Below are 22,871 nucleotides of genomic sequence, written 5' to 3'. Positions count from 1 at the left end.
CATGCCCGGCGTGTACACGTCAAGTACTGCGGGACGGAAGCGCGTATCAGGTGTTAATCAAAAGTTTTGCCCGTGTGCATCTTGACCGCGGCGTCGGCGTTGGCCTTCTTGTCCTCTCCGGCGCCCTTGGCCGCGGCCTTCTTGCGCTTGGCCACCACGGTGTCGACCGCACCGTTGAGGGCCGAGCCCAGGGGGAAACCGAGATAGTGCGTGAGGAAGACGGCCATCTCCTTGAGTTCGGTCTCGGTGAGTTCGCCGTTGAGCAGGGCCGCGTTGATCTGAATCTCGGCCAGGTCGCGGTTGCCGATCGCGGTCACCGCCGTCAGCGTCATGATGCGCTTGTCGCGCATGGACAACCCGGGCCGCGTCCAGATGCTGCCGAAAAGGTGATCGACGGTGAGATCGAAGTAGGGGTCGCCCTCGATGTTGGGCATCGCCCAGCCGTAGACCTCGTTCATCTTCTCGAGGCCCTTGCGGCGCGATTCGTCCATTACGCCTCTTTCTGTGTGTGCGGTACGCCCAGGCCGGCCGCCAGCCGCTGCAGCGCCAGCTCGGCGAGCGGCAGGTCGACGGATACCGCCTCGCCCAGGCCCAGCGCCAGGCTGAGATCCTTCTCACCCAGCCCGCGGGTGTGCAGGAACGGCTGGTACAAAAAGTGGCCCGGCTCAAGGTCTTTCATGTCGTCGCGCACCATTATCGCTCCCGGGCCGCCGGTGAGCGCGTCGGTATGCCGGACCACTCGGCCCAGCGCCTGCAGGTCGAGCCCGGCCGCCTCGGCCAGCTGCATCGCCTCGCACGCCGCGGCGTAGGAGGTGAAGGTCAACATGTTGCGGGCCAGCTTCATTCGCGTCCCCGCGCCCGGCGCTCCGGCGTGGATGACCATGGAGGCCCACTGCTTGAACGCCGGCTTGACCCGCTCGTAAACCTCGCGCTCGGCGCCCACCATGACGGCGAGCTCCCCCTTGTCGGCCGCGCCCCCGCCGCCGCTGACCGGGGCGTCCACCACGTGGATGCCTTGGGGTTTCAGCTCGGCGGCCAGCTCGACGGCGGTCGTGTCGCTGATGGTCGAGTGGATCGCGACGATGGTGCCGGGCTTGGCGTGGCCCGCGAGCTCGCCGACGACCTCGCGCACCTGAGTGTCGTCGAGCACGGTGACGCTGATCAGGTCGGCGGCGGCGACGTCGGCGACGGTGTCGGCCAGCGTCGCACCGGCCTCGGCCAGCGGCGTCATCGCCTCGGCCCGGACGTCGTAGACGACGACCCCGCCGGGCCAGTCGACCAGCCGTTTGGCCATCGGCGCGCCCATCTTGCCGAGGCCGATGTATCCGAGAAGCCCGAGATCTGTCATGACCGGATTATCTGCCCGCCGTCGACGTTAAAGATCTGCCCGGTGATCCAGGACGCCTCGTCGGACAGCAAGAACAGGCACATCCCGACGAGATCCTGCGGAGTTCCCATGCGCGACAACGGAAGACCCTTGACGATGTCGTCGACCATCTCCGCCGGCGTGGTGGTGCGGCTGGCCTCGGTGTCGATGGGGCCCGGGGCGATCGCGTTGATCCGGATCTTCTGCCCGCCCAGTTCGCGGGACAGCTGCTGGGTCAGGCCGTTGATGCCGACCTTGGCCAGTCCGTAGAAGTTCGAGTACAGCCACGCCGCGGTCGAGGACTGGTTGACGATCGCGCCGCCGCCGCGCTTGGCCATCTTCTTGTAGACCGCGCGGGTGCACCACAGCGCGCCGTCGAGGTTCACGCTCATGAACCTCTTGTAGTAGTCCGGGTCGACGGTGAGCAAAAAGTCCAGCTTCATGCCGCCGAAGATCGCGGCATTGTTGACGAGGTAGTCGATGCCGCCGAACTCGGCCAGTGTGCGGTCGGCCATCGCCTTGGCCGACGCCGGGTCGGACACGTCGACCGGAACGCTGATGGCGGTGCCGCCGTCGGCGACGATCTGCTTGGCCACGCCCTCGGCCGCCTCGGCCTTGATGTCGGCGACGACCACCGCGGCGCCCTCACGGGCCAGCGCCTCGGCGTACGCCTGCCCGATGCCGCCCCCGGACCCGGTGACGATGGCCACCTTGTTGTCGAATCGCATGTCTTCCTTTCGGCGCGCTATGAATTCACAGCCGTGGCAATGAGTTTGGCTTCCAGGTACTCCTCGAAGCCGAGTAAACCCATCTCCCGGCCGTTTCCGGACTGCTTGTAGCCGCCGAACGGAGCGTCGGCGGAGTACCAGACGCCGCCGTTGACGTTGACGGTGCCGACCCGCAGCCGCGAGGCGAAGCTGGCGGCCCGCTCCGGGTCGGCGCTGAACACGGTGCCCGACAGGCCATACGGGGAGTCGTTGGCGATGCGCAGCGCGTCGTCGTCGCCGTCGTGGGCGATCACGGTGAGCACCGGCCCGAAGATCTCCTCGCGCGCGGGCCGCGCGTCGTTGGTCAGCCCGGCGATCACGGTGGGCTCGATGAAGAAACCCGCCGCCCGGTCCGCCGGGCGGCCGCCACCACACGCGAACGTTCCGCCCTCGGCGATCGCGAGGTCCAGGTAGCCCTGCACGCGGTCGCGCTGGCGCGCCGAAATCACCGGACCGCAAACGGTTCCCGGATCGTTCGGGTCTCCGGGCTTGATCGACCCCATGGTGCCCGCCGCGATGGCGACGGCCTCGTCGTACTTCGCGCGCGGCACCACCAGCCGGGTGGTGATCGCGCAACCCTGCCCGGCGTGCATGGACGCGGTGAACGCCGACATCGAGCACGCCCCCGCCAGGTCGGCGTCGTCGAGCACCACGAACGCCGACTTGCCCCCCAGCTCCAAAAAGACCTTCTTGATGGTGGAAGCGGCGTCGGCCATCACGCTGCGCCCGGTCGCAGTGGAGCCGGTGAACGAAACCATGTCCACCCGAGGGTCTTTGGCCAACAGCGCCCCGACGCCGTGGTCGCTGGAGGTGACGATGTTGACCACCCCGGGCGGGAAGTCGGTGTGCTCGGCGATGAGCTCGCCGAGCACCGCCGCGCACCAGGGCGTGTCCGGCGCGGGCTTGAGCACCACGGTGTTTCCCGCGGCCAGCGCGGGCCCGAGCTTGGCCAGGTTGATCTGGTGCGGAAAGTTCCACGGGGTGATGGCTCCCACGACGCCCATGGCCTCCCGCGCCAGCGTGCGCCGGGTGGGAATTCCCATCGGCGACGCCTCGCCGAGATCGGTGTTCCAGGCGTAGGACTCGGCGGTGTCGGCCGAGAAGCTCAAATCGGCGACCGGGCCCTCCAATTGGGCGGCGGCGGTGAGCATCCGGGGCGCGCCGACCTCGGCGATGGTGATTTCGCGCAATTGTTCCGTGTGCGCCTGCATCGCGTCACGCAGCTGCCGCACGCATCGCACCCGCAGCTCGGTGTTGCGGGACCAGTCGGTGTCGTCGAAGGCCCGCCGCGCGGCCTCGATGGCGCGGCTCATGTCGGCGGCGTCGGCGTCGGCGGCCACTCCGAGCACTTCCTCGGTGGCCGGGTTGACCGTCGGGAAGGTGCCCGCGCTCCCCGGCGACATCTTGCCGTCGATGAACAGCGCGCTGGCACCGTCGGCCAACAGGGTTCGCTGGGTCATTTCGCTCCCGCCTTTGGGCTGAGATGATCAACAGCCGAGTGGACAGCTGTCCGATATCGCCGCTTCGCACGATAGTCGCCGGCTCCTCGGGGGTGCAAGAGCCGATATCCGAGGCGGCCGTTCCTGCGCGGCGAATGCGCCGCTCAGCTGCGACTTTCCGAGACGGCCTTGCTTCGGGTCGCCGCCGTCCGTTAGCGTGGACACGTGTCCAGCGATGCACTCGCTACGGTCGCATCCGAGGCCGAGCACCAGACCGGGGCAACCCTGCGCAACCGCCGCCAGGAGGAAACGTTCCGCAAGGTCCTGGCCGCCGGCATCGAAACCCTGCGCGAGAAGTCCTACGCCGACCTGACGGTGCGCGCCGTCGCGGCCCGCGCCAAGGTGGCCCCGGCCACCGCCTACACCTACTTCTCCTCGAAGAACCACCTGATCGCCGAGGTGTACCTCGACCTGGTGCGCCAGGTCCCCTACTTCACCGACGTGAACGACCCGATGCGGGTCCGGGTCGAGCGGACGCTGCGCCACCTGGCGCTGGTGGTCGCCGACGAGCCCGAGGTCGGCGCGGCGTGCACGACGGCGTTGCTGTCCGGCGGCGCCGACCCCGCGGTGCGCGCCGCCCGCGACCGGATCGGCGCGGAAATCCACCGCCGCATCGCCTCGGCCATCGGGCCCGGCGCCACCCCCGCCACCGTGTCCGCGCTCGAAATGGCCTTCTTCGGCGCGCTGGTGCAAGCGGGCAGCGGTCAGTTCACCTACCGCGAAATCGCCGACCGGATCGCCTTTGTGGTGAACCTCATCCTGGCCGGCGCCGATCAGACAGGGGGCGATCGATGACCGTGCGCGTCGGCGACCACGAGCTGGTGCTGGACCCCTACGACTACGACTTCCACGAGGACCCCTATCCCTGCTACAAGCGGCTGCGCGACGAAGCCCCGCTGTATCGCAACGACGAGCTGAAGTTCTGGGCGCTGTCGCGGCACCGGGACGTGCTGCATGGCTTTCGCAACAGCACAACGCTTTCCAATAAGTACGGTGTCTCGTTGGACCCGGCGTCGCGCGGCCCGCACGCGTCGAAGACGATGAGCTTTTTGGCCATGGACGACCCCGCACACCTGCGGCTGCGGACGCTGGTGTCAAAGGGGTTCACGCCCAGGCGGATTCGCGAACTGGAACCGCGCGTCACCGAGATCGCCACGCAGCACCTCGACACGATGCTGGAGAAGGCCCGGTCTTCGGCGGGCGGGACGGTTGACTACGTCGACGAGTTCGCCGGCAAGCTGCCCATGGACGTCATCTCCGAGTTGATGGGTGTCCCGGAGCCGGACCGAGTCCAGGTCCGGGCCTGGGCGGACGGGGTGATGCACCGCGAGGAGGGGGTCACCGACGTGCCGCCGGAGGCGGTCGAGGCCTCCATCAACCTGATCGTCTACTACCAACAGATGGTGGCCGAGCGGCGCAAGAAGCCGACGGATGACCTGACGTCGGCGCTGCTGGAAGCCGAGATCGACGGCGACCGCCTCACCGACGACGAAGTGCTCGGCTTCATGTTTCTGATGGTGATCGCCGGCAACGAGACCACCACCAAACTCCTTGCCAACGCCGCATATTGGGGCCACAAGAACCCGGATCAACTGGGCTCGGTCTATACCGACCTGTCGCGGGTCCCGCTGTGGGTCGAGGAGACGCTGCGCTACGACACGTCCAGCCAGATCCTCGCCCGCACCGTGGTCGGAGAGCTTACCCTCTACGACACCACGATTCCCGAGGGCGATGTCCTGCTGTTGCTGCCCGGCTCCGGCCACCGCGACGAGCGGGTCTTCGATAACCCTGACGACTACCTGATCGGGCGCGAAATCGGGCCCAAACTCTTGAGTTTCGGTAGCGGCGCACATTTCTGCCTGGGCGCGCATCTCGCGCGGATGGAGGCCCGGGTCGCGCTCACCGAGTTGTTCAAGCGAATCCGCGGATATCAAGTGGATGAGGCCAACGCCGTCCGCGTCCACTCGAGCAATGTCCGCGGATTCGCTCATTTACCCATGAGCGTGGAGGTCCGCTGAATGCCCCGCTTTGACCCCCTTCCCGAACGCCGGCCGGCGATCGTCGCCGGTGCCTCGTCCGGCATCGGGGAGGCCACCGCCATCGAACTGGCGGCGCGCGGCTTCCCGGTCGCCCTGGGCGCCCGCCGGGTCGAAAGGCTCGACGAAATCGTCGGCAAGATCAACGCCGAAGGCGGCGAGGCGGTCGGGTTCCACCTCGACGTCACCGACCCGAACTCGGTGAAATCCTTTGTCGCGCAGTCGGTCGAAGCGCTGGGCGACATCGAGGTGCTGGTGGCCGGCGCGGGCGACACCTACTTCGGCAAGCTCGCCGAGATCAGCACCGACGAGTTCGACTCGCAGCTGCAGATCCACCTCGTCGGCGCGAACCGGCTGGCCGGCGCGGTGCTGCCCGGAATGCTCGAGCGGCAACGCGGCGACCTGATCTTCGTCGGCTCCGACGTCGCGCTGCGCCAGCGCCCGCACATGGGGGCGTACGGGGCCGCCAAGGCCGGGCTCGTCGCGATGGTCACCAACCTGCAGATGGAGCTCGAGGGCACCGGCGTGCGCGCGTCGATCGTGCATCCCGGGCCCACCAAGACGGGGATGGGCTGGAGCTTGCCCGCCGACAAGATCGGCCCCGCGCTCGAGGACTGGGCCAAATGGGGCCAGGCGCGCCACGACTACTTCCTGCGCGCGTCGGATTTGGCCCGCGCCATCGCGTTCGTCGCCGAGACGCCACGCGGGGGCTTCGTCGCGAACATGGAGCTGCAGCCCGAAGCCCCGTTGGCCGACAAGAAGGATCGCCACAAGCTCGCACTGGGCAAAGAGGGGATGCCAGGACAATGACTACCACCGCCATCGTGCCGCGGGTATCCGGCGGCGAAGAAGAGCACGGACATCTCGAGGAATTCCGCACCGACCCAATAGGTTTGATGAAGCGCCTGCGGGACGAGTGCGGCGACGTCGGCTGGTTTCAGCTGGTCGACAAACACGTCATCCTGCTGTCCGGCGCGCGAGCCAACGAATTCTTCTTCCGCTCCGCCGACGAAGACCTTGATCAGGCCGAGGCGTACCCGTTCATGACGCCGATCTTCGGCAAGGGCGTGGTGTTCGACGCCAGCCCGGAGCGGCGCAAAGAAATGCTGCACAACTCGGCGCTGCGCGGCGAGCAGATGAAGGGCCACGCCGCCACCATCGAGGGCGAGGTCAAGAAGATGATCGCCGACTGGGGCGACGAAGGCGAAATAGAGCTGCTCGACTTCTTCGCCGAACTGACCATCTACACCTCGACAGCGTGCCTGATCGGGTTGAAGTTTCGTGAGCAGCTCGACCACCGATTCGCCGAGTACTACCACATGCTCGAGCGCGGCACCGACCCGCTGTGTTACGTCGACCCGTACCTTCCGATCGAGAGCTTCCGGCTCCGCGACGAGGCGCGGGTCAAGCTGGTGGCTCTGGTCCAGGAGATCATGGATCAGCGAATCGCCAACCCTCCCAAGGACAAGAGCGACCGCGACATGCTCGACGTGCTGGTGTCGATCAAGGACGAGGACGGCAGGCCGCGCTTTTCCGCCGACGAGGTCACGGGGATGTTCATTTCGCTGATGTTCGCCGGGCACCACACCAGCTCGGGGACTTCGGCGTGGACGCTGATCGAGCTGATCCGCCATCCCGAGGTGTACGCCGACGTGCTGGCCGAACTGGACGAGCTCTACGCCGACGGCCGGGAGGTGAGTTTCCATGCGCTGCGGTCGATTCCGAAGCTGGACAACGTGGTCAAGGAGACGCTGCGCCTGCATCCGCCGCTGATCATTTTGATGCGGGTGGCCCAGGGCGAGTTCGAGGTCGAGGGGTTTCCCATCCACAAGGGCGACTACGTCGCCGCGTCCCCGGCGATCAGCAACCGGATCCCCGAGGACTTTCCCGATCCGGACGCCTTCAAGCCCGACCGGTACAACAAGCCCGAGCAGGCCGACATCGTCAACCGGTGGACCTGGATTCCGTTCGGCGCGGGCCGGCACCGCTGCGTCGGCGCCGCTTTCGCCCAGATGCAGATCAAGGCCATCTTCTCGGTTCTGTTGCGCGAGTACGAGTTCGAGATGGCGCAGCCCGCCGACACCTACCACAACGACCACTCGAAGATGGTGGTGCAGCTGGCGCGCCCCGCCAAAGCCCGCTACCGCAGGCGCACCGCGTAGGGACCGACATGGCATTTCGCATCGAAGTCGACCTGGATTTGTGTCAGGGCCACGCCATGTGCGAACTCGAGGCGCCAGATTACTTCCGGGTTCCCAAGCGGGGCAAGGTCGAGATCGTCGACCCCGAACCATCGGAGGACGCCCGAAACGACGTCGAGCGCGCGGTCCAGATGTGCCCCACCCAAGCGCTGTTCATCAGACAGAAAGAAGGCCACTGATGGCGTCACACTCCCGCGAGGCACTCGAGGCATGGGTCGACCGCTGGCTGCGGGCCAATAAGGACTGCGAAAAAGCCGGTGACTGGCGGCCGCTGGCCGACTTTTACGCCGAGGACGCCACCTACGGCTGGAACATCGGCCCCAAAGAGGACGTGATGTGCGTGGGCGTCGACGAGATCCGCGATGTCGCGCTCGGCCTGGAGATGGAGGGCCTGGAGAATTGGATCTACGAGTACCAGAAGGTGCTCATCGACGAGAAGCAGGGCGAGATCGTCGGCTTCTGGAAGCAGATCGTCAACAAGGCCGACGGCACCCGGGACGAGATCTACGGCATCGGCGGCAGCTGGTTCCGCTTGAATGGCGACGGGCTCATCGAATGGCAGCGTGACTTCTTCGACTTTGGTCACGTCTCGAAGATGTTCGCCAAGCTCATCGAGTCCGGCGATCTGAGCGCGGGCATGCAGAAGCGCATCGAGCGCAGCCTCGCCGGAGAGAAGCTGCCCGGCTATTACCCGATCGGCGAGGCGCCGGTGCCGATCTGGTGACGCGGCCTCCCGACCGGTTGGTGGTCCCCCGCTTGCCCACGGCCTGGTGACGCACGTCATAATGGCCTGACGAACGAGAACAGGTTCTAAAAATGCCGTCGGTGCCTTGACCGGCCGTCATGCCGGTGTTTCGGTCAGACCTTGCTAATGGAGGTTGTAAATGAAGACAAAAGGCGCGCTGATCTGGGAGTTCAACCAGCCGTGGTCGATCGAGGAGATCGAGATCGGTGACCCGCAGGCGCACGAGGTCAAGATCCAGATGGAAGCGGCGGGCATGTGCCACTCCGACCACCACCTGGTCACCGGCGGCATCCCGATGGCAGGCTTCCCGGTCCTCGGCGGCCACGAGGGCGCCGGCATCGTCACCGAGGTGGGCCCCGGCGTGGAGGACATCGCCCCCGGCGACCACGTGGTGTTGTCGTTCATCCCGTCGTGTGGGATGTGCGCGACGTGTCAGGCCGGGCTGCGCAACCTGTGTGATCTGGGCGCGGGGCTGCTGGGCGGGGCCGCGGTGTCCGACGGCACCTTCCGCATCCAGGCCCGGGGCCAAAACGTCTACCCGATGACGCTGCTGGGCACCTTCTCGCCGTACATGGTCGTGCACCGCAGCTCGGTGGTGAAGATCGACCCGTCGGTCCCGTTCGAGGTGGCCGCGCTGGTCGGCTGCGGCGTCACCACCGGCTACGGTTCGGCGGTGCGCACCGCCGACATCCGGCCGGGTCAGGACGTCGCCATCGTCGGCGTCGGGGGGGTCGGCATGGCGGCGCTGCAGGGCGCGGTCGCCTCCGGTGCGCGCTACGTGTTCGCGATCGACCCGATCGAGTGGAAGCGTGACCAGGCGCTGAAATTCGGCGCCACACACGTCTACCCCGACATCAACGCCGCGCTGGCCGGCATCGCCGAGGTCACCTACGGCCTGATGGCCCACAAGGTAGTGGTCACCGTCGGCGAGCTGCACGGCGCCGACGTCGACGCCTACCTCAACATCACCGCCAAGGGCGGCACCTGCGTGCTGACGGCCATCGGCAGCCTGTTGGACACCAACGTGACGCTGAACCTGGCGATGCTGACCCTGATGCAAAAGAACCTGCAGGGCACCATCTTCGGCGGCGGCAACCCCCAGTACGACATCCCGCAGCTGCTGTCGATGTACAAGGCCGGCAAGCTCAACCTGGACGACATGATCACCCGCCAGTACCGGCTGGAGCAGATCAACGACGGCTACCAGGATATGCTGGACGGCAAGAACATTCGCGGTGTCATCCGCTACACCGACGCCGATCGGTAACCGGCCGTAGGTGGGCCGGTGAGCGCCGGCTTCGGCAAATCTGTTGGTGCCGAGACGAATCGGCGCCGCGGCGGTGCGCAACCGGGTGGTCATGTCGCCGATGCCGACGATGTATGGCACACCCGAAGGGCCGCCCTCGCGAAGCACCCGCGACCACTTCGCCGCGCGCGCCGGGGGCGGGGCGGGGCTGATCGCGTTGGGCGCCAAAGACATTCCTCCGAAGTGGCCAACCCGCGCAAGACCGAGCATATGGATCGCCCGGACCGACTCGGCGTCACCGTGCACGTGCGGGCCGTCGTCGAGCGGTTCACTCGCGAAGCCGTGATGTTCACGCCCGCCGAGGCGCGCGCGCCGCGTGCGCGATCTACAGACAGGAGAAGAAAGATGACCGAAACCGCGCAGTCTCAAGCCTCCCCCGCCCTGAGCGCGTCGCAGAACTCGTGGCGCTGCGTGCAGGCCCACGACCGCGAGGGCTGGCTCGCGCTGATGGCCGACGACGTCGTCATCGAGGACCCGATCGGCAAGTCCGTCACCAACCCCGACGGCGAAGGTGTCAAGGGCAAGGAGGCCGTGGCGGGGTTCTATGACAACAACATCGCGGCCAACCAGCTGACCATCACCTGCGAGGAGACGTTCCCGTCGAGTTCGCCCGACGAAATCGCCCATATCTTGGTCTTGCGCAGCAGGTTTGAGGGCGGCATCACCAGCGAGGTGCGCGGCGTGTTCACCTACAAGGTCAACGACGCCGGGCTGATCACCAACATGCGCGGCTACTGGAACCTCGAGGGCATGAAATTCGGCAAGGAGGAGTGAGCGACTCCAGCGCGAGTCGCTCACTCGAGGCCCCCAGCCCCTCCCGCAACGACGGTGTCGACGGCGACCGCGGCCGTGGCGGCGATGTCGGCGCACATATGCTGGGGCCATGGCGTCGATCTTCACCAAGATCATCAACCGTGAACTTCCCGGCCGCTTCGTCTACGAGGACGACGACATCGTCGCGTTCCTGACGATCGAGCCGATGACCCAGGGGCACACGCTTGTGGTGCCGCGCGCCGAGATCGATCAGTGGCAGGACGTCGACGGCGCGGTCTTCGCCCGCGTCATGGAGGTCAGCCAGCTGATCGGCAAGGCCGTATGCAAGGCGTTCCGGACCGAACGGGCCGGGCTGATCATCGCCGGGCTGGAGGTGCCCCACCTGCACGTGCACGTCTTCCCGACCCGCAGCCTGAGCGACTTTGGTTTCGCCAACGTCGACCGCAACCCGTCACCAGACTCGCTGGACCAGGCGCAGGCCAAGATCAAGGCCGCGCTGGCACAACTGACCGGCTAGACGGTCGCGGGCACGTCGCTCACGCGGGGCAGCGTCACGCGGAAACAGCAGCCCTCGCCGGGCGCGGTCGTCACGCTGACCGCGCCGCCGTGCGCGCGCACCAGCGAGTCGACGATGGACAGCCCCAGCCCGGTGCCGCCACTGGCCCGCGCCCGCGACGAGTCGGTGCGATAGAACCGCTCGAACACCCGCGACGCATCCTGCTGGCTCATCCCCGGACCCTTGTCGACCACCTCGAGCACCGCGTCGTCGCCCTCGGTGCCGACCCGCACGATGACGTCGGCGCTCGGCGGGGTGTGCTGCAGGGCGTTGGCCAATAGGTTGCTTAGCACCTGCCGGATCCGTGGCTCGTCGCCGAGGACCTCCGGGGTCCCGGGGCCGTCGAAAACCTCCATGGTGGTGGTGCGGTTGGGGTCGGTCGCCTGGGCGTCGTGGACGGCGTCGCTGGCGAGCGCCAGCAGGTCCACCCGATTGTTTTCGAGCGGGCGCTGGACATCGAGGCGGGCCAGCAGCAGCAGGTCGTCGACCAGCAGGCCCATCCGGCTGGCCTCGCTTTCGATCCGGCTCAGCAGCATGGCGACGTCGCGCGCGGCGCCCTGCCGGTACAGCTCGGCGAAGCCGCGGATGGTGGTCAGTGGCGTGCGCAGCTCGTGGCTGGCGTCGGTGATAAACCGGCGCATCCGCTCCTCGGAACCGCGGGCCTTCTCGGCCGACAGCTCCGAGGAGGCCAACGCCTGCTGGATCTGGGTCAGCATCCCGTTGAGCGCCAACGAAAGCCGGCCCACCTCGGTGCGGGGATCACGCTCGGGAACGCGGCGATCCAGCTGGCCGGCGGCGATCGCGGCGGCGGTCTGCTCGACCTCGGTGAGCGGCCGCAGGCTGCGATGCACCACCACGAAGCTGGCGATGCCGACCACCACCAGCACCGCCACCCCGATGCCGATCTGCAGCCACATCAGGGAGCTGACGGTGTGCTGGACGTCCGAGAGGTCGATCGCGACCGTGGTCAGGCCGTGTGGCCCGCGCACCGAAACCGCCCGCCACTCGATGTTGGACCCGTTGACCGAGGGCAACGTCGTCGGGTTGGGGCCCACGTCGTTGTTGGGCGGCAGGGCCGGTTCGGCGTTGCGGTCGTTGATCGCGGTGAATGGCGTGCCGTCGGTGCCGATGCCGCGCACGTAGAACTTCGACGGCGGCCGGCCCGGGTCCGGGCCCTCGTAGGGGTTTGCTAATTGTCGCCGCGGCGCCTGCGCCCAGCCGCGCGAGGCTTCCAGCAGCGTCTGGTCGATGCGGCTGACCAGGACCTGCCGCAGGATCGAGGTGACGGCGAAGCCCGAGACCACCAGGCCGCAGGCCACCAACACCAGGGTGGCCGCCACCAGCCCCACCCGTAGCGGCATTCCTCGTCGAACCTGTGTTGCCATCTCCGTACCCTGCCGAAAGCGCCTGCTCAGCGCGGCTCCCGCAGCACGTAGCCGACCCCGCGCAGCGTGTGCAACAGCCGCTTTTCGCCGGTGTCGATCTTGCGCCGCAGATACGACACGTAGGACTCGACGACGTTGACGTCGCCGCCGAAGTCGTAACGCCAGACGTGGTCGAGGATTTTCGGTTTGCTCAACACGGTGCCCGCGTTGATCACGAAGTAGCGCAGCAACGTGAACTCGGTGGGCGACAACGAGACCGGTTCGCCGGCCTTCCACACCTCGTGGGTTTCTTCGTCGAGCTCGATGTCGGCGAATTTCAGCCGGGCATTGCGGGGCTCCACTCCGCCCTTGCCGGCGCGGCGCAGGATCACGCGCAGCCGGGCGACGACCTCTTCCAGGCTGAACGGTTTGGTCACGTAGTCGTCGCCGCCGAGCGTCAGGCCGGCGATCTTGTCCTGCAGGGAGTCGCGGGCCGTCAGGAACAACGCCGGGGCGTCGATGCCGTCGGCGCGCAGCCGGCGCAGCACGCCGAAGCCGTCCATGCCGGGCATCATCACGTCGAGGATGACCGCGTCGGGCCGGGCGTCGCGGGCGCGGTCGAGGGCCTGGGCGCCATTGGTGGCGGTGTGGACCTCAAACCCCTGGAACTTGAGGCTGACGGAGAGCAGTTCGACGATGTTGGCCTCGTCGTCCACGACGAGGACACGAGCCTCCGGTTTGGTCTCGCTCGGGGTGGCGGCGGTCATGCGGTCTGTCCTTTGTTTGAACCAGTTGGGAGACGCCTTCCCAATTATTGTGGGGTCCCTGAAAGCTAGGTGGTAGTCGTCTGCTAACAGTCTGCCAGCCATCATCGCATCCGCTTGGAATGGTCCCGGTCACAGGGCGCGTCGCGAATAGACTCGCTGACATGGATTTCGCCAAGGGCCTCGTCGCGCTCGCGACGGCTCCCGCACGGATCGGGCTCGCCGCCGCCGACGCGAGCCTAAGCGTCGCCTCGGCGGCGGTGGGGGTCGCCAAGCGCGCCGTCGGGGAGGTCGAGGCGGGATCCGGTTCGAACGCGGTCGCCTCGATGCTGGGAATCGACGAGGCGATCGTGCGCGCCAACCGGCTGGCCCGGCTGATGGACGACGACGCCCCGCTCGGGCGCGCCGTGGCACCCGACGGGCCGTTGGACCGCCTGCTGCGCCCGGGCGGGGTGGTCGACCTATTGACGTCGGAGGGCGGTTTGCTGGACCGCCTGACCGCGGAGGGCGGCGGGTTGCAGCGCGCGCTGCAGCCCGGCGGGCTGGCCGATCGGCTGCTGGACGAGGACGGGTTGATCGAGCGGCTCTTGGCGGAGGACGGGCTGGCCGACCGGCTGCTCGCGGAGGGCGGGCTGATCGACAAGCTGACCGCGAAGAACGGTCCGCTGGACCAGCTGGCCGACGTCGCCGACACCCTGGCCCGGCTGACGCCCGGAATGGAAGCGCTGGAGCCCGCGATCGCCACCCTGCAGGACGCGGTCCTGGGGTTGACCATGGTGGTCAACCCGCTGAGCAACATCGCCGATCGCATCCCGCTTCCGGGTCGCCGCCCCGGCCGGCGTCCGTCGTCGCGCACCGTGCGCTCCACGCGCATCATCGAAAGCGAGGAGTGACCGGTTAGCTGCTCAGTGGTGGAGCACTCGCCTGGGTAGTCGCGGACGTGGTGGCCTTGGTAGGACGTGCGAGCCCAGACTCCGGTCTCGAGCCAGGCCTCTAACAGCAACCGGCGGCGACTGTCTGACTGCTGGCATGCATTGATACAGAGAACTTTTGGCCGGCGGCCGTCGAAGTCGACGCCGCAGCCGCGACGGCTCCGTACCACCACACGACGCTATCCGTCAGCGCCGACAGGAATGGAGCCGCGTGAGAGACTCGAACTCTCGACATCCGCTTTACAAGAGCGACGCTCTACCAACTGAGCTAACGCGGCCGGGGGCGGCTCGAAGAGCCACGACGATTCTACGATGGAGTGATTTCGTCGCAGCTCCGCGCCCACTAGAGCGGCGCAGGTCCGAGCCGCCGCGGTCGTGTCCTCTTGTCACGCCGGAAGGAAGCTCGCGGAGGCTCCGCCCATAGCGGGCGGCAACGCTGGGGAGCGTTTGGGGCATGGGTGCCACACGGGCGGCGATCCTTTTTCCTTGAAAAACAGCATCGTTCGAGTAGCGCGCTGCCGCAAATGCTGTCACCGTTGTACCCAGGCGGCAGAGCGCCGTGGTGGTTCTACAAGTAAGGAATCGCAACGTTGAAGACGAGAGTGATGGCCGCCGTCGGGGCCGCAGCGGCGGCTTTGGCCGCCGCCGTCATGTGGACCGCACCATCGGCATCGGCTACCACCCCCTTTTGCGATGGGCTCGCTCCCCGCGACGCGCGCGAGTGCAACTGCGGCTTCGACTTCGCCCCGGGCAGTCAAGAGCTTCATGATTGCCTGTATGGAAATGCGGCAGCGCCCAGCCCGAAACCAGGCTCCAACTGATAAAAAGCGCGTCGAAAGACTTGCGTCCCAACGCGTTTGAGGGCGGTTACGACTTTTTCGATGGAATGACGATGACGACGATCAGCGTCAGGATCGAAAAGAACAGCCCAAGAATGCCCCAGAAGATGGCACTGCGGCCCTTCATACCGGCGATTACGGCGCACACGATGGCGGCGATGATGCTTCCGATCGCGACGAAGATGCCTTTGATCCCCCTGAGGATGAAGCCTGCGGCCTCGGGCTGTTGTGTCGCCGCAAGGACAACGCTGTGCAACATGGTGCCTCCATCTTGAACCACACAGTCTCGGCGTCCGCCGAGCTCACTCCTTATACCCAAGCGCGCAACAAACCAAGCCGGCGCCGCCGAACCCTGGTGTAGTGCGGGCCCTATTGGGTAGCCGATGTCGCAAGACTTGCTGCTCAGACAGGAGGTCGCGCGATGCCGGTTACGGCGGGGCACGTTCCCGGGTTGACGTCGAGATTGCGCAGGGTTCGCACGGACCCGGGGCATTTCCGCAGCGGGCGTCGGTGGCTGCTGGCCGAGGGCGTCCTGGTGAGCGCGTTCGGCATCGCCGGGCTGATCTCGTCGGCCTTGCAGCCCCACGCGGGCCCGACCGGAGCGCCGGTGCTCGGCTTTGCGACGACTCCGACGCACAGCGCAGTGCTGCTGGCGTTGGGGCTGGTCGCCATCGCGGCGGTCGGCAATCGCCGCGCCGCGGTGACCGTCACCGCGCTGAGCGTGGTCGCCTACATGATGCTGCTGTTTTTCAGTAGTGTCGCTTCGGCGCGCGCCAAGCCGACACCCTTGGGCTTCCACCCCGCCGATATCCTGCTGCACGGCGTGCTGGCGGTGGTCAACCTCGCGCTGCTGATGTGGCTCATTCCCGACGAGTTGGGCGACGAGGCCTGGGTGCCGCGACGCCGGCGACGCCGCGATTACGATCGACGCCGCCCCCCGGCCCGGGAAGCGGTCAGCGAGCCGGACGCTCAACCAAGCCCAACCGACGACCCCGTCGCGCATGACGGGCCAAGCCGGCCCCCGCCACCCGTAGGCGATCCCCCGCCCGAAAACCCCGGTCCCGCAGCATATTCCAGTAATCCCGGCCGGTCGACGAATCCGGTGCTGTCACGCGGTGCCGGTGCCGTGGCCGCGCTCGCGGCGGTCATCGTCATCGTCATCTGGATGCGCCGCCGGTGACGCTACTGGTGGCCCAGTGCGCCCGGTAGGCGGTCGCGGATGTCCTGCAGTTCGCCTTCGATGCGTTGCAGATCGCCCTGCACGTTTTGCAGGTCGGAAAGAGTGCTCTCGTAGCCGGGCGGTTGCCCGGCCGGTCGCGCGGCTGTCGTCTCGTACTGAGGGCAGTAGGAGACGATGGCGCCGGCGGTGAAGTTGGCGCTCTGATCGGCGTCCCATATGGTCGATTGCTGCACGAAGCGCACGGCGTCCGCGAAATCGGTTTGGCGCGTGAGGAATTCGCAGACCGCGTGGCCGTGCCCCGCCACGTATTCCTGGCTGGGAACCGGCACCCCGTCGTGCTTCAACGCGGCGACGAACGCCACGTCGACGACGTCCACCGGTGGGGCGGGCGGCTTCGGGGCGGCCGGGCTGGGACTCGCCGTCGACGGTGGGACCACCGTCGGCTGCGCCGCCGGTTCAAAGTGCCGCCACGTGATCGTCACCACCAACGCGGCGACGACGGCCAGCAGCGACAGCGGCAGCAGCGCGAGTGGGCCGAAGCGGAGCAGCGCCCGCCCGCGACGGCGAGGCGTGGCGACAGCCGTGTTTTTACCCGCGGCGCTTTCGGGCGCGGGCAGGTGCCCCAGGCGCTCGTCGAGCAGCGCGTCGGCCTGTCCGTACGACGGCTGACCACCCCGCTCGCGGATCGATCGACGCGCGGCGGCGATGCGCCGCAGTTCGGCGTCGATCGCCTCCCGGTCGCGCATATCAGCAGTCTGATGCCGCGACGACGTTGTCACAAGTCTTGGACTAGCGCCGCCGCCGGCCAGCCGTCAGATCAGGCCGGACAGTTCGGTGGAAAGGCCTGTCAGGCTGGTGTTTTCGACGGCGTGCAGCAGGTCGCGGGTGACCGCCAGGGGGAAGCGCACCGCCGCCGCCGCGACGTCGCCGACACCACCTTGGACGGCATTGACGATCGTCGCCGGATCGCCGGTGCCCAGCGCCGCCCAACTGTTCCAGGCCGCGAATTGCGGCGCGGTGATCAGGTCGCGCACGTCGACGAACAGCTTGGTCGGCAGCGTCGCGGGCCCGACGGGTACGCCGTCCCAGCTGACCATCGTCCAGCCGCCCTGCGGGCTGCCCTGCACCACCACCGTCCCGGTGTTGGGCAGCGGATGGGTGAGCATCAGCAGCGGATCGGGGTTGTTGACGTTCATCAGAGTGCCGACCTCGATCGCGAACTCGCTCGAAAACGCCACGTCGGTGATGTGACCGTTGTTAGCCGTCACCGGGTTCGCCAAGGCGCCGCCGTACATGGTGTGCAGCGCGTTGGTGAAGCCCTGATCGAACACCACGCCGTTGAGGTGGGCGGAGCCCGGGCCCAGCATCGGCACGAGGGGGAACCCGAGCGTCCACGCGACCGGGGCCACCAGATAGAGCAGGCCCTGGGGGCTGATCTGGGGCGCGCCATCGAAGATGCCGGCGTTGATCTCGTTGAGCCCGGCCAGGATCTGCGGGTTCAGCATGCCGGCCAGCGTCGCGGTCTGTTGTGCCCTGATCAACTGCGACGCGAAGACCCCGGCAAACGGGCCCTGTCCCTGCAGCGTCGTGCCGATGGCCACCGCCTGCTGCTGGCCCAGCGGGGTCAGCGGCAACCCGGGCACGGCCGTGTCAATCAGGTTGGCGGCGTTGCCGATCGACTGGCCGTGCCGGACGAATTCGACCACGATCGACTGCCCGTCGCCGCCGGTGGGCGGGTTGAAGATCGGGTCGAGCGCGCGCCCGAGCGGGCTGTCGCTTAAAACCTCGCCGATCGCGCGAATCGGGGCGGCGGCGAAGGCCTGAATCTCATGGGTGATTAGCGACTCCAAGCCGGCCAAAGAAGCGGCGCCGGTCGCCTCGGCGCCGGCGTAGGCCGCCGCCGCCGCGGCCAAGTTGCGCACGAAGTCCTCGTAATAGGTCGCCGCCCGCGCGGCGGCCGCCTGGTACTCCTGGGCGTGGGCGCCGAACAGCGCCGCGACGGCCGCCGATACCTCGTCGGCGCCCGCGGCGGCCAGCTCGGTCGTCGGGATGGCCGCGGCGAGATTGCCCGCCGTCACCGCCGAACCGATCTCGGCCACGTCCGCCGCTGCGGTCTCCAACAGGTCCGGCGCTACGAGCACAACTGACATCTTCTCCTGCGCTGAACCTTTTGGAGACGGATTCAAGCAGTTCGCGCGATCAGTTCACGGCCGCACGACGGTTGCGCGGCGCGGCCGATCGGCGCGGCCGAGACCGCACGTGGTCGCGGGCCCTGCTCATCACGTTCGAGGGTGCGCACGTCGCGTGCGGACGGCGAGTCGAATATGAGCCCGCGCACGACCTCGATGTGGCCGGGCAGCCCCTTGGCCACCCGGGCGCGGCCCTGCTTGGTGATGCCGACGACCGTGGCGCTGGTCGTCAAGCGACGCCCCGAGCGCGGGCCGGACCGGTGGGTTACCGGGAGACGAGCAGGAGCGCGGTCGTGACAAGCATGACGCCCGCGGTGCCGCCGTGGACTCCCCAGGCGACCGATTTGGATCCGCCGTTGCGCAGCACGATGGCGGCGTCGGCGACCGGAACAATGGTGGCGGCCAACATGATCCAGCCGACCAGGTGGGTCGCGCCCGCGGCCATCAGGATGATGACGAAAAGACCTGCGGCGATGTCGCGCACACCCTTGACGCTCAGATATGCGCCCGCACCCGGCGGGTGTAGATCGGGGAGCACTCCGTAGCCGGCGGCGGCGACTCGCGGCGCGACGAGGAAGCGTCCGCCGATGAAGATAATGCCCGCCGCGAGGAGTCCGGCGAGGACGTAGCCGATGGTCGTAGTGAATGTCATGTCGAACACTCCTGGCTGTCGCTAGCGAATCGGTGAAAACGGGCGCAGAACACGTCGGCGCCGTAGACCACCGCGGTACCCAGCACCGCCATCCGCGCGGAGGCGCGGGTGATGTCGTCCAAAGCCACGTCGCGAATTCCCGTCGTTTCGTAGGTGTTAGCAACGCTAACCCCTCCGCCGCACCGGCGTCAATAGCATTGCTAGTTTTGATAGCCGTGATACGTTCGGGTATGTCGATTGAAGACCGCCGTGAGCGCGAACGGGCCGCCCGTCGACGGCTGATCGTCGAAACCGCGCGCCGGCTGGCCGAGACCGAAGGCTGGGACGCCGTGACGACCCGGCGGCTGTCCACCGAGATCGAGTACAGCCAGCCGGTGTTGTACAAGCACTTCGCCGGCATGGAACAGATCGCCGACGCCGTCGCCCTCGACGGGTTCGCCGAACTCGCCGAGGCAATCCGGGCCGCCCACTCCGACGCCGCCGAAGCCGGCGACACCCTGAACCGGATCGCCCAGTCCTACCTGGACTTCGCCCGCGACAATCCGGCGCTCTACGACGCGATGTTTACTCGCGCGACCACCCTGCGCTTCGCCGCCCAGGACACACCGCCTCAACTGACGGCGGCCTTCGCCGCCTTGCGGCAAGGGGTCGGGATGGTCGCGCGCGAACAGGACGCCGACACCCTCACCGAGGTGTTCTGGGCCGCGCTGCACGGGCTGGTCACCCTCGGCCGTACCGGGCGACTGCGCCCCGCACACGATTCGGACCGTGTTCGGCTGCTCGTCGACGAGCTCACCGGCAGGCGAGGAAGCAGGCCCTAGGCCGGTGCGTTGCCGTACTCCATCATTGAAGCCAACGAAAAGTCGCGTCGATCGAAAAAGCCGGGTTATCGAAGTGAACCGTAGCCGTGTGGTCCCCACCCTGATCCTGGGCGCGGTGCTGCTCGCCGTCGCCGGCTGCACCCAGTCGACGGCGGCCGCCAAGCCGGCGGCGACCACGAAGCCGGCCGCGTCGCTCCCGGCCCCGCCTCCCGCGGCGCCGACCCCGCCCCGCGGGGCGCAACCTCAGCTGGCAACGGACCCCGCCCAGCTGGCCGACGACCTCGTCGCCGACGAGCGCGCGCTGCGTGACCCGTCGACTCCCGACCCCGCCCTGGCCGCGGCGGCGCACCGCGAGCAGGCGGCCTATCGAGCGATCGGGCACCATCCCGAATGGGACGCGACGGTGCGGCCGCGCATCCCGGCGCCGCTGATCGACTTCTACGACCGCAACGTCGACGCGCGCCGGCAGCTGAACGCGATGGCACAGGCCAAAGACACGCTGCCCGCATGGCGCATCGACCCACCGGTGCCGGCCGACGAGCTGATGGGCGACTACCACGCGGCGGAGGCTGAGTCCGGCGTCGCCTGGAACTACCTGGCCGCGATCAACCTGGTGGAAACGCACTTCGGCAGCATCGTCGGCGTGAGCACCGCCGGCGCCGACGGCCCGATGCAGTTCCTGCCGTCGACGTTCGCGTCCTACGGCCAGGGCGGCGACATCCATTCGCCGCGCGACAGCATCCTGGCGGCGGGCCGCTACCTGGCCGCGAATGGCTTTGCGGGCGACCCCGATCACGCCCTTTACCAATACAATCACTCGCGCAATTACGTGCAGGCCGTCGACCAGTACGCCGCGGTGCTCGCCGGTGATCCGGCCGCGTTCCCCGACTACTACCGGTGGGACGTGTACTACTACACGACCGCGGGCGACGTGCTGCTGCCGATCGGCTACGCCGCGTCGTCGCCCATCCCGGTCGGCGACTACCTGGCGAGCCACCCGCAATAGCGGGGTCAGCCGTCCTTCCGGGCCAGAAACGCCCGCATGTGCCGCTGGGGCTCGCCGGTCAGAAACGCCAGCCCGAACTGCTCGACGCTGTCTTCGATCGCCCCGTGCACCGTCATGTCGAACCACTTGTTGAGGAGCCGCTTTTGTTGACGCACGGCGTTCGGGCCGAAGCCGGCGAGCCTGGCCGCGAGCTCGGCGATGCGAGCGTCGAGCGCGTCCGGGGCCACCACCTCGTGCACCAAGCCCCAGGTGACCGCGGTGTCGGCGTCGATGGTTTCGCCCGTCAACAGCATCCAGGCCGCGTGCGAGGCCCCGATCAGCGCGGGCATCAGGGCCGCATGGATGACCGAGGGGATGCCGACGGCCACCTCGGGCATGCCAAAGCGGGCGCCGGACTCGGCGATCCGCAGGTCGCAGCACATCGCGATTTCCAGGCCGCCGCCCAGGCAGTAACCGGCTAGCCGGGCGACGACCGGGACGGGGCATTGGCGAATCGTCTCGCACAGGCCCGCGAGCCTGCGGATGAACGCCTCGGCGGTGGAGCGATCGAGGGTGACCATCTCGTTGATGTCGGCGCCGCCGATGAACGCCTTGTCCCCGGCGCCGCGCAGCACGACGACACGGGCGTCGTCGTCGCCGCCGGCGCCGCGAACCGCCGCGGTGAGCTGCTCGATCGCGCCGGTGCCGACGATGTTGAGCGGTTTGGAGTTGATCAACTCCACGGTGACGACGCCGCCGTCGCGGCCCAGCCGAACGAACCGTTCTTGCCTCGCGTCCATGCGTTCATCCTGACCCCGGGTGAGGAAAGCCGCCCCAGCGGCTGCCGGGGCGGCTTTCACGAAGGGTCAATCAGTACAGCGGAACCCAGACACCGAAGAACCAGTACCCCCAGCCCCCGTACTGCCAGTTGAAGACCGGGAAGACGGTGAAGGTGTCGTAGTTGAAGGGACCGTAGTCGTACCGGGCGCGATCCCAGTTGCGGTCCGGCGGCCCGGCCCAGGGGCGGTTCCAGCCACCGGGGGGCGGCGGGCCGTCCCAACCTCCAGGAGGCGGCGGGCCATACCAGCCGGGCGGCGCGTGGTGCGGCGGCGGGCCGTCGTTCCAGCCGAATCCATGCTCCCGCGGCGGAGGTGGCGCACCGCGGTCGGCGAGGACGAACTCGACCTTCGCGCCCCCGGGGCCGGGGGTGGTGGGTCCGCCTATTTGCGCGCTGGCAGTGACCACGTCGCGGCGCGGAACGTACGCCGGGTGCGGCGGCTGTGTGCTCGGCGCACTGAGGGCCGGGCGCGCCCCGGGACTGGACGGCGGCGTGGTCCGACCGCTCGCCGGCCCGGTCGTCTGCGCGCTCGGCGGCGTGGTCTGCGCGCCGGGCTGCGTGGTCTCGGTGCGGGGCGGTTCGCTGCCCCGAGTCCACGACGGGTGGGTGCTCTGGGTGGCCGGCGGCTGCGTGCTCTCGGTGGCCGGCGGCTGGGTGCTGTGGGTGGCCGGCGGCTGCGTGCTCTGCGTGGCCGGGGGCTGCGGGCTCTGGGGGGCCGGCGCGTGGGTCTGCGGAGCGGTTTGCGGGGCCTGCGACGCGCCGCCCGGCGCGCCGCCGGAACCTCCCGGGTTGCCGCCGCCGCCACCGCCGCCGCCGTGGCAGTTGGGGCAGGGCGGCGGGGGGTCCAGCGGAGCGGAGTTGGCTAAGCCGGGGTTCAGCATCGCGGAGAAGCCCAGGGCCGCCGCGAGCGTCGCCGCGCTCGCGACACGTTTGATAGACATTGCTGCGTTCCTTCTGGGGTATCGATCGCCCGCGCTAGGTGTACTCGGCCAGGACGTTGGTAGCAGGCGTGTCGGCTTGATGTGAGGAGAACCCCCGGGTGGGGTGTGGCGTGTCG

General features: G+C 68.2%; 27 protein-coding genes and 1 tRNA gene. 13 read left to right on the top strand and 15 right to left on the bottom strand.

Annotated features, from left to right (window positions below; genetic code table 11):
* Positions 1–53: 53 nt before the first annotated feature.
* Genes AWC19_RS13340 through AWC19_RS13325 form a run of 4 tightly spaced genes read right to left on the bottom strand, consistent with a single transcriptional unit; the run spans position 54 to position 3,593 of the window.
* Positions 54–491 (bottom strand): carboxymuconolactone decarboxylase family protein, encoded by a 438-nt coding sequence (locus AWC19_RS13340; protein WP_085078549.1) that lies wholly within the window; start codon positions 489–491, stop codon positions 54–56.
* Entirely contained in the window at positions 491–1,348 is an 858-nt protein-coding gene (locus AWC19_RS13335) for an NAD(P)-dependent oxidoreductase (protein ID WP_085078548.1), read from the bottom strand. The genes AWC19_RS13340 and AWC19_RS13335 overlap by 1 nt, the downstream gene beginning before the upstream one ends.
* Positions 1,345–2,094 carry an SDR family oxidoreductase gene (locus tag AWC19_RS13330; protein WP_085078547.1) on the bottom strand — a complete coding sequence of 250 codons (750 nt, stop codon included), beginning with the start codon at positions 2,092–2,094 and terminating at the stop codon, positions 1,345–1,347. Before AWC19_RS13330 ends, AWC19_RS13335 begins: the two co-directional genes overlap by 4 nt.
* Before the next feature lie 17 nt (positions 2,095–2,111).
* Positions 2,112–3,593, bottom strand: a complete 1,482-nt coding sequence (locus AWC19_RS13325) for an aldehyde dehydrogenase (protein WP_085078546.1) — start codon at positions 3,591–3,593, stop codon at positions 2,112–2,114.
* 204 nt (positions 3,594–3,797) lie between these two features.
* Between AWC19_RS13325 and AWC19_RS13320 the strand changes: the two genes are divergently transcribed.
* From AWC19_RS13320 to AWC19_RS13275, 9 genes are all read left to right on the top strand, one after another.
* Complete coding sequence (locus AWC19_RS13320) at positions 3,798–4,427, top strand: TetR/AcrR family transcriptional regulator (protein WP_085078545.1); 630 nt, start codon at positions 3,798–3,800, stop codon at positions 4,425–4,427.
* Entirely contained in the window at positions 4,424–5,650 is a 1,227-nt protein-coding gene (locus tag AWC19_RS13315; RefSeq protein ID WP_085078544.1) for a cytochrome P450, read from the top strand. Before AWC19_RS13320 ends, AWC19_RS13315 begins: the two co-directional genes overlap by 4 nt.
* On the top strand, positions 5,651–6,478 hold the full coding sequence (locus tag AWC19_RS13310; protein WP_085078543.1) for an SDR family oxidoreductase: 828 nt from the start codon (positions 5,651–5,653) through the stop codon (positions 6,476–6,478).
* Complete coding sequence (locus AWC19_RS13305) at positions 6,475–7,830, top strand: cytochrome P450 (RefSeq protein ID WP_085078542.1); 1,356 nt, start codon at positions 6,475–6,477, stop codon at positions 7,828–7,830. Before AWC19_RS13310 ends, AWC19_RS13305 begins: the two co-directional genes overlap by 4 nt.
* An 8-nt stretch (positions 7,831–7,838) precedes the next feature.
* Positions 7,839–8,048 carry a ferredoxin gene (locus AWC19_RS13300; RefSeq protein ID WP_085078541.1) on the top strand — a complete coding sequence of 70 codons (210 nt, stop codon included), beginning with the start codon at positions 7,839–7,841 and terminating at the stop codon, positions 8,046–8,048.
* Positions 8,048–8,593 (top strand): nuclear transport factor 2-like protein, encoded by a 546-nt coding sequence (locus tag AWC19_RS13295; protein ID WP_085078540.1) that lies wholly within the window; start codon positions 8,048–8,050, stop codon positions 8,591–8,593. The genes AWC19_RS13300 and AWC19_RS13295 overlap by 1 nt, the downstream gene beginning before the upstream one ends.
* A 160-nt stretch (positions 8,594–8,753) precedes the next feature.
* A complete protein-coding gene (locus AWC19_RS13290) occupies positions 8,754–9,881 on the top strand; it encodes an NDMA-dependent alcohol dehydrogenase (protein ID WP_085078539.1) in 1,128 nt (375 codons plus the stop codon).
* Positions 9,882–10,265: 384 nt separating this feature from the next.
* Positions 10,266–10,694, top strand: a complete 429-nt coding sequence (locus AWC19_RS13280; RefSeq protein WP_085078537.1) for a ketosteroid isomerase family protein — start codon at positions 10,266–10,268, stop codon at positions 10,692–10,694.
* A 109-nt stretch (positions 10,695–10,803) separates the two neighbouring features.
* Positions 10,804–11,211: an HIT family protein gene (locus tag AWC19_RS13275; protein WP_085078536.1), complete on the top strand. Its 408-nt coding sequence runs from the start codon at positions 10,804–10,806 to the stop codon at positions 11,209–11,211.
* Here the strand turns inward: AWC19_RS13275 and AWC19_RS13270 are convergent.
* Both AWC19_RS13270 and phoP read right to left on the bottom strand, forming a co-directional pair.
* A complete protein-coding gene (locus AWC19_RS13270; RefSeq protein WP_085078535.1) occupies positions 11,208–12,635 on the bottom strand; it encodes a sensor histidine kinase in 1,428 nt (475 codons plus the stop codon). The two genes, AWC19_RS13275 and AWC19_RS13270, sit on opposite strands and share 4 nt — an antisense overlap.
* Before the next feature lie 26 nt (positions 12,636–12,661).
* A complete protein-coding gene (gene phoP / locus AWC19_RS13265) occupies positions 12,662–13,381 on the bottom strand; it encodes a two-component system response regulator PhoP (protein WP_085078534.1) in 720 nt (239 codons plus the stop codon).
* A gap of 161 nt (positions 13,382–13,542) precedes the next feature.
* Here phoP and AWC19_RS13260 point away from each other — a divergent pair, with 161 nt between their 5' ends.
* Entirely contained in the window at positions 13,543–14,271 is a 729-nt protein-coding gene (locus tag AWC19_RS13260) for a hypothetical protein (protein WP_085078533.1), read from the top strand.
* A gap of 241 nt (positions 14,272–14,512) precedes the next feature.
* Here the strand turns inward: AWC19_RS13260 and AWC19_RS13255 are convergent.
* Positions 14,513–14,588, bottom strand: a tRNA-Thr gene (locus AWC19_RS13255).
* Positions 14,589–15,177: 589 nt separating this feature from the next.
* Positions 15,178–15,408, bottom strand: a complete 231-nt coding sequence (locus AWC19_RS13250) for a deoxyribodipyrimidine photolyase (RefSeq protein ID WP_085078532.1) — start codon at positions 15,406–15,408, stop codon at positions 15,178–15,180.
* Between the two features lie 162 nt (positions 15,409–15,570).
* Here AWC19_RS13250 and AWC19_RS13245 point away from each other — a divergent pair, with 162 nt between their 5' ends.
* The gene (locus AWC19_RS13245; protein WP_085078531.1) at positions 15,571–16,329 is read left to right on the top strand and encodes a DUF4383 domain-containing protein; all 759 of its coding nucleotides are present in this window, start codon (positions 15,571–15,573) and stop codon (positions 16,327–16,329) included.
* Positions 16,330–16,331: 2 nt separating this feature from the next.
* On the opposite strand, the gene AWC19_RS13240 is transcribed toward AWC19_RS13245, so the two are convergent.
* From AWC19_RS13240 to AWC19_RS31190, 5 genes are all read right to left on the bottom strand, one after another.
* Positions 16,332–17,075 carry a DUF732 domain-containing protein gene (locus AWC19_RS13240; protein ID WP_085078530.1) on the bottom strand — a complete coding sequence of 248 codons (744 nt, stop codon included), beginning with the start codon at positions 17,073–17,075 and terminating at the stop codon, positions 16,332–16,334.
* A gap of 66 nt (positions 17,076–17,141) precedes the next feature.
* The gene (locus AWC19_RS13235) at positions 17,142–18,479 is read right to left on the bottom strand and encodes a PE domain-containing protein (protein WP_085078529.1); all 1,338 of its coding nucleotides are present in this window, start codon (positions 18,477–18,479) and stop codon (positions 17,142–17,144) included.
* Between the two features lie 32 nt (positions 18,480–18,511).
* Complete coding sequence (locus tag AWC19_RS13230) at positions 18,512–18,751, bottom strand: hypothetical protein (RefSeq protein WP_211284917.1); 240 nt, start codon at positions 18,749–18,751, stop codon at positions 18,512–18,514.
* A 32-nt stretch (positions 18,752–18,783) separates the two neighbouring features.
* Entirely contained in the window at positions 18,784–19,170 is a 387-nt protein-coding gene (locus tag AWC19_RS13225; RefSeq protein WP_085078528.1) for a DUF4267 domain-containing protein, read from the bottom strand.
* Positions 19,167–19,298 (bottom strand): hypothetical protein, encoded by a 132-nt coding sequence (locus AWC19_RS31190; RefSeq protein ID WP_264072626.1) that lies wholly within the window; start codon positions 19,296–19,298, stop codon positions 19,167–19,169. The genes AWC19_RS13225 and AWC19_RS31190 overlap by 4 nt, the downstream gene beginning before the upstream one ends.
* Before the next feature lie 102 nt (positions 19,299–19,400).
* Here AWC19_RS31190 and AWC19_RS13220 point away from each other — a divergent pair, with 102 nt between their 5' ends.
* On the top strand, positions 19,401–19,991 hold the full coding sequence (locus tag AWC19_RS13220; protein ID WP_085078527.1) for a TetR/AcrR family transcriptional regulator: 591 nt from the start codon (positions 19,401–19,403) through the stop codon (positions 19,989–19,991).
* Between the two features lie 73 nt (positions 19,992–20,064).
* On the top strand, positions 20,065–20,997 hold the full coding sequence (locus AWC19_RS13215) for a lytic transglycosylase domain-containing protein (protein WP_085078526.1): 933 nt from the start codon (positions 20,065–20,067) through the stop codon (positions 20,995–20,997).
* Between the two features lie 5 nt (positions 20,998–21,002).
* Here the strand turns inward: AWC19_RS13215 and AWC19_RS13210 are convergent, their stop codons facing one another.
* Together AWC19_RS13210 and AWC19_RS29125 are read right to left on the bottom strand one after the other, a co-directional pair.
* Positions 21,003–21,776, bottom strand: a complete 774-nt coding sequence (locus tag AWC19_RS13210) for an enoyl-CoA hydratase (RefSeq protein WP_085078525.1) — start codon at positions 21,774–21,776, stop codon at positions 21,003–21,005.
* Positions 21,777–21,846: 70 nt separating this feature from the next.
* The gene (locus AWC19_RS29125) at positions 21,847–22,755 is read right to left on the bottom strand and encodes an MAP_0585 family protein (protein WP_211284916.1); all 909 of its coding nucleotides are present in this window, start codon (positions 22,753–22,755) and stop codon (positions 21,847–21,849) included.
* Positions 22,756–22,871 lie beyond the last annotated feature (116 nt).

Origin of the sequence: Mycobacterium palustre (genome assembly GCF_002101785.1) — a bacterium.
In the GTDB taxonomy this organism is placed as follows: domain Bacteria; phylum Actinomycetota; class Actinomycetes; order Mycobacteriales; family Mycobacteriaceae; genus Mycobacterium; species Mycobacterium palustre.
The sequence above is the reverse complement of the archived record's forward strand: the minus strand, read 5'-3'. Positions and strand labels throughout refer to the sequence as shown.

Excerpts from the sequence above, each read along its gene's own strand:
- AWC19_RS13340 (WP_085078549.1), bottom strand. The coding sequence starts at position 491 with ATGGACGAATCGCGCCGCAAGGGCCTCGAGAAGATGAACGAGGTCTAC.
- AWC19_RS13335 (WP_085078548.1), bottom strand. The coding sequence starts at position 1,348 with ATGACAGATCTCGGGCTTCTCGGATACATCGGCCTCGGCAAGATGGGC.
- AWC19_RS13330 (WP_085078547.1), bottom strand. The coding sequence starts at position 2,094 with ATGCGATTCGACAACAAGGTGGCCATCGTCACCGGGTCCGGGGGCGGC.
- AWC19_RS13325 (WP_085078546.1), bottom strand. The coding sequence starts at position 3,593 with ATGACCCAGCGAACCCTGTTGGCCGACGGTGCCAGCGCGCTGTTCATC.
- AWC19_RS13315 (WP_085078544.1), top strand. The coding sequence starts at position 4,424 with ATGACCGTGCGCGTCGGCGACCACGAGCTGGTGCTGGACCCCTACGAC.
- AWC19_RS13310 (WP_085078543.1), top strand. The coding sequence starts at position 5,651 with ATGCCCCGCTTTGACCCCCTTCCCGAACGCCGGCCGGCGATCGTCGCC.
- AWC19_RS13305 (WP_085078542.1), top strand. The coding sequence starts at position 6,475 with ATGACTACCACCGCCATCGTGCCGCGGGTATCCGGCGGCGAAGAAGAG.
- AWC19_RS13300 (WP_085078541.1), top strand. The coding sequence starts at position 7,839 with ATGGCATTTCGCATCGAAGTCGACCTGGATTTGTGTCAGGGCCACGCC.
- AWC19_RS13295 (WP_085078540.1), top strand. The coding sequence starts at position 8,048 with ATGGCGTCACACTCCCGCGAGGCACTCGAGGCATGGGTCGACCGCTGG.
- AWC19_RS13290 (WP_085078539.1), top strand. The coding sequence starts at position 8,754 with ATGAAGACAAAAGGCGCGCTGATCTGGGAGTTCAACCAGCCGTGGTCG.
- AWC19_RS13280 (WP_085078537.1), top strand. The coding sequence starts at position 10,266 with ATGACCGAAACCGCGCAGTCTCAAGCCTCCCCCGCCCTGAGCGCGTCG.
- AWC19_RS13275 (WP_085078536.1), top strand. The coding sequence starts at position 10,804 with ATGGCGTCGATCTTCACCAAGATCATCAACCGTGAACTTCCCGGCCGC.
- AWC19_RS13270 (WP_085078535.1), bottom strand. The coding sequence starts at position 12,635 with ATGGCAACACAGGTTCGACGAGGAATGCCGCTACGGGTGGGGCTGGTG.
- phoP (WP_085078534.1), bottom strand. The coding sequence starts at position 13,381 with ATGACCGCCGCCACCCCGAGCGAGACCAAACCGGAGGCTCGTGTCCTC.
- AWC19_RS13260 (WP_085078533.1), top strand. The coding sequence starts at position 13,543 with ATGGATTTCGCCAAGGGCCTCGTCGCGCTCGCGACGGCTCCCGCACGG.
- AWC19_RS13250 (WP_085078532.1), bottom strand. The coding sequence starts at position 15,408 with ATGTTGCACAGCGTTGTCCTTGCGGCGACACAACAGCCCGAGGCCGCA.
- AWC19_RS13245 (WP_085078531.1), top strand. The coding sequence starts at position 15,571 with ATGCCGGTTACGGCGGGGCACGTTCCCGGGTTGACGTCGAGATTGCGC.
- AWC19_RS13240 (WP_085078530.1), bottom strand. The coding sequence starts at position 17,075 with ATGCGCGACCGGGAGGCGATCGACGCCGAACTGCGGCGCATCGCCGCC.
- AWC19_RS13235 (WP_085078529.1), bottom strand. The coding sequence starts at position 18,479 with ATGTCAGTTGTGCTCGTAGCGCCGGACCTGTTGGAGACCGCAGCGGCG.
- AWC19_RS13225 (WP_085078528.1), bottom strand. The coding sequence starts at position 19,170 with ATGACATTCACTACGACCATCGGCTACGTCCTCGCCGGACTCCTCGCG.
- AWC19_RS13220 (WP_085078527.1), top strand. The coding sequence starts at position 19,401 with ATGTCGATTGAAGACCGCCGTGAGCGCGAACGGGCCGCCCGTCGACGG.
- AWC19_RS13210 (WP_085078525.1), bottom strand. The coding sequence starts at position 21,776 with ATGGACGCGAGGCAAGAACGGTTCGTTCGGCTGGGCCGCGACGGCGGC.
- AWC19_RS29125 (WP_211284916.1), bottom strand. The coding sequence starts at position 22,755 with ATGTCTATCAAACGTGTCGCGAGCGCGGCGACGCTCGCGGCGGCCCTG.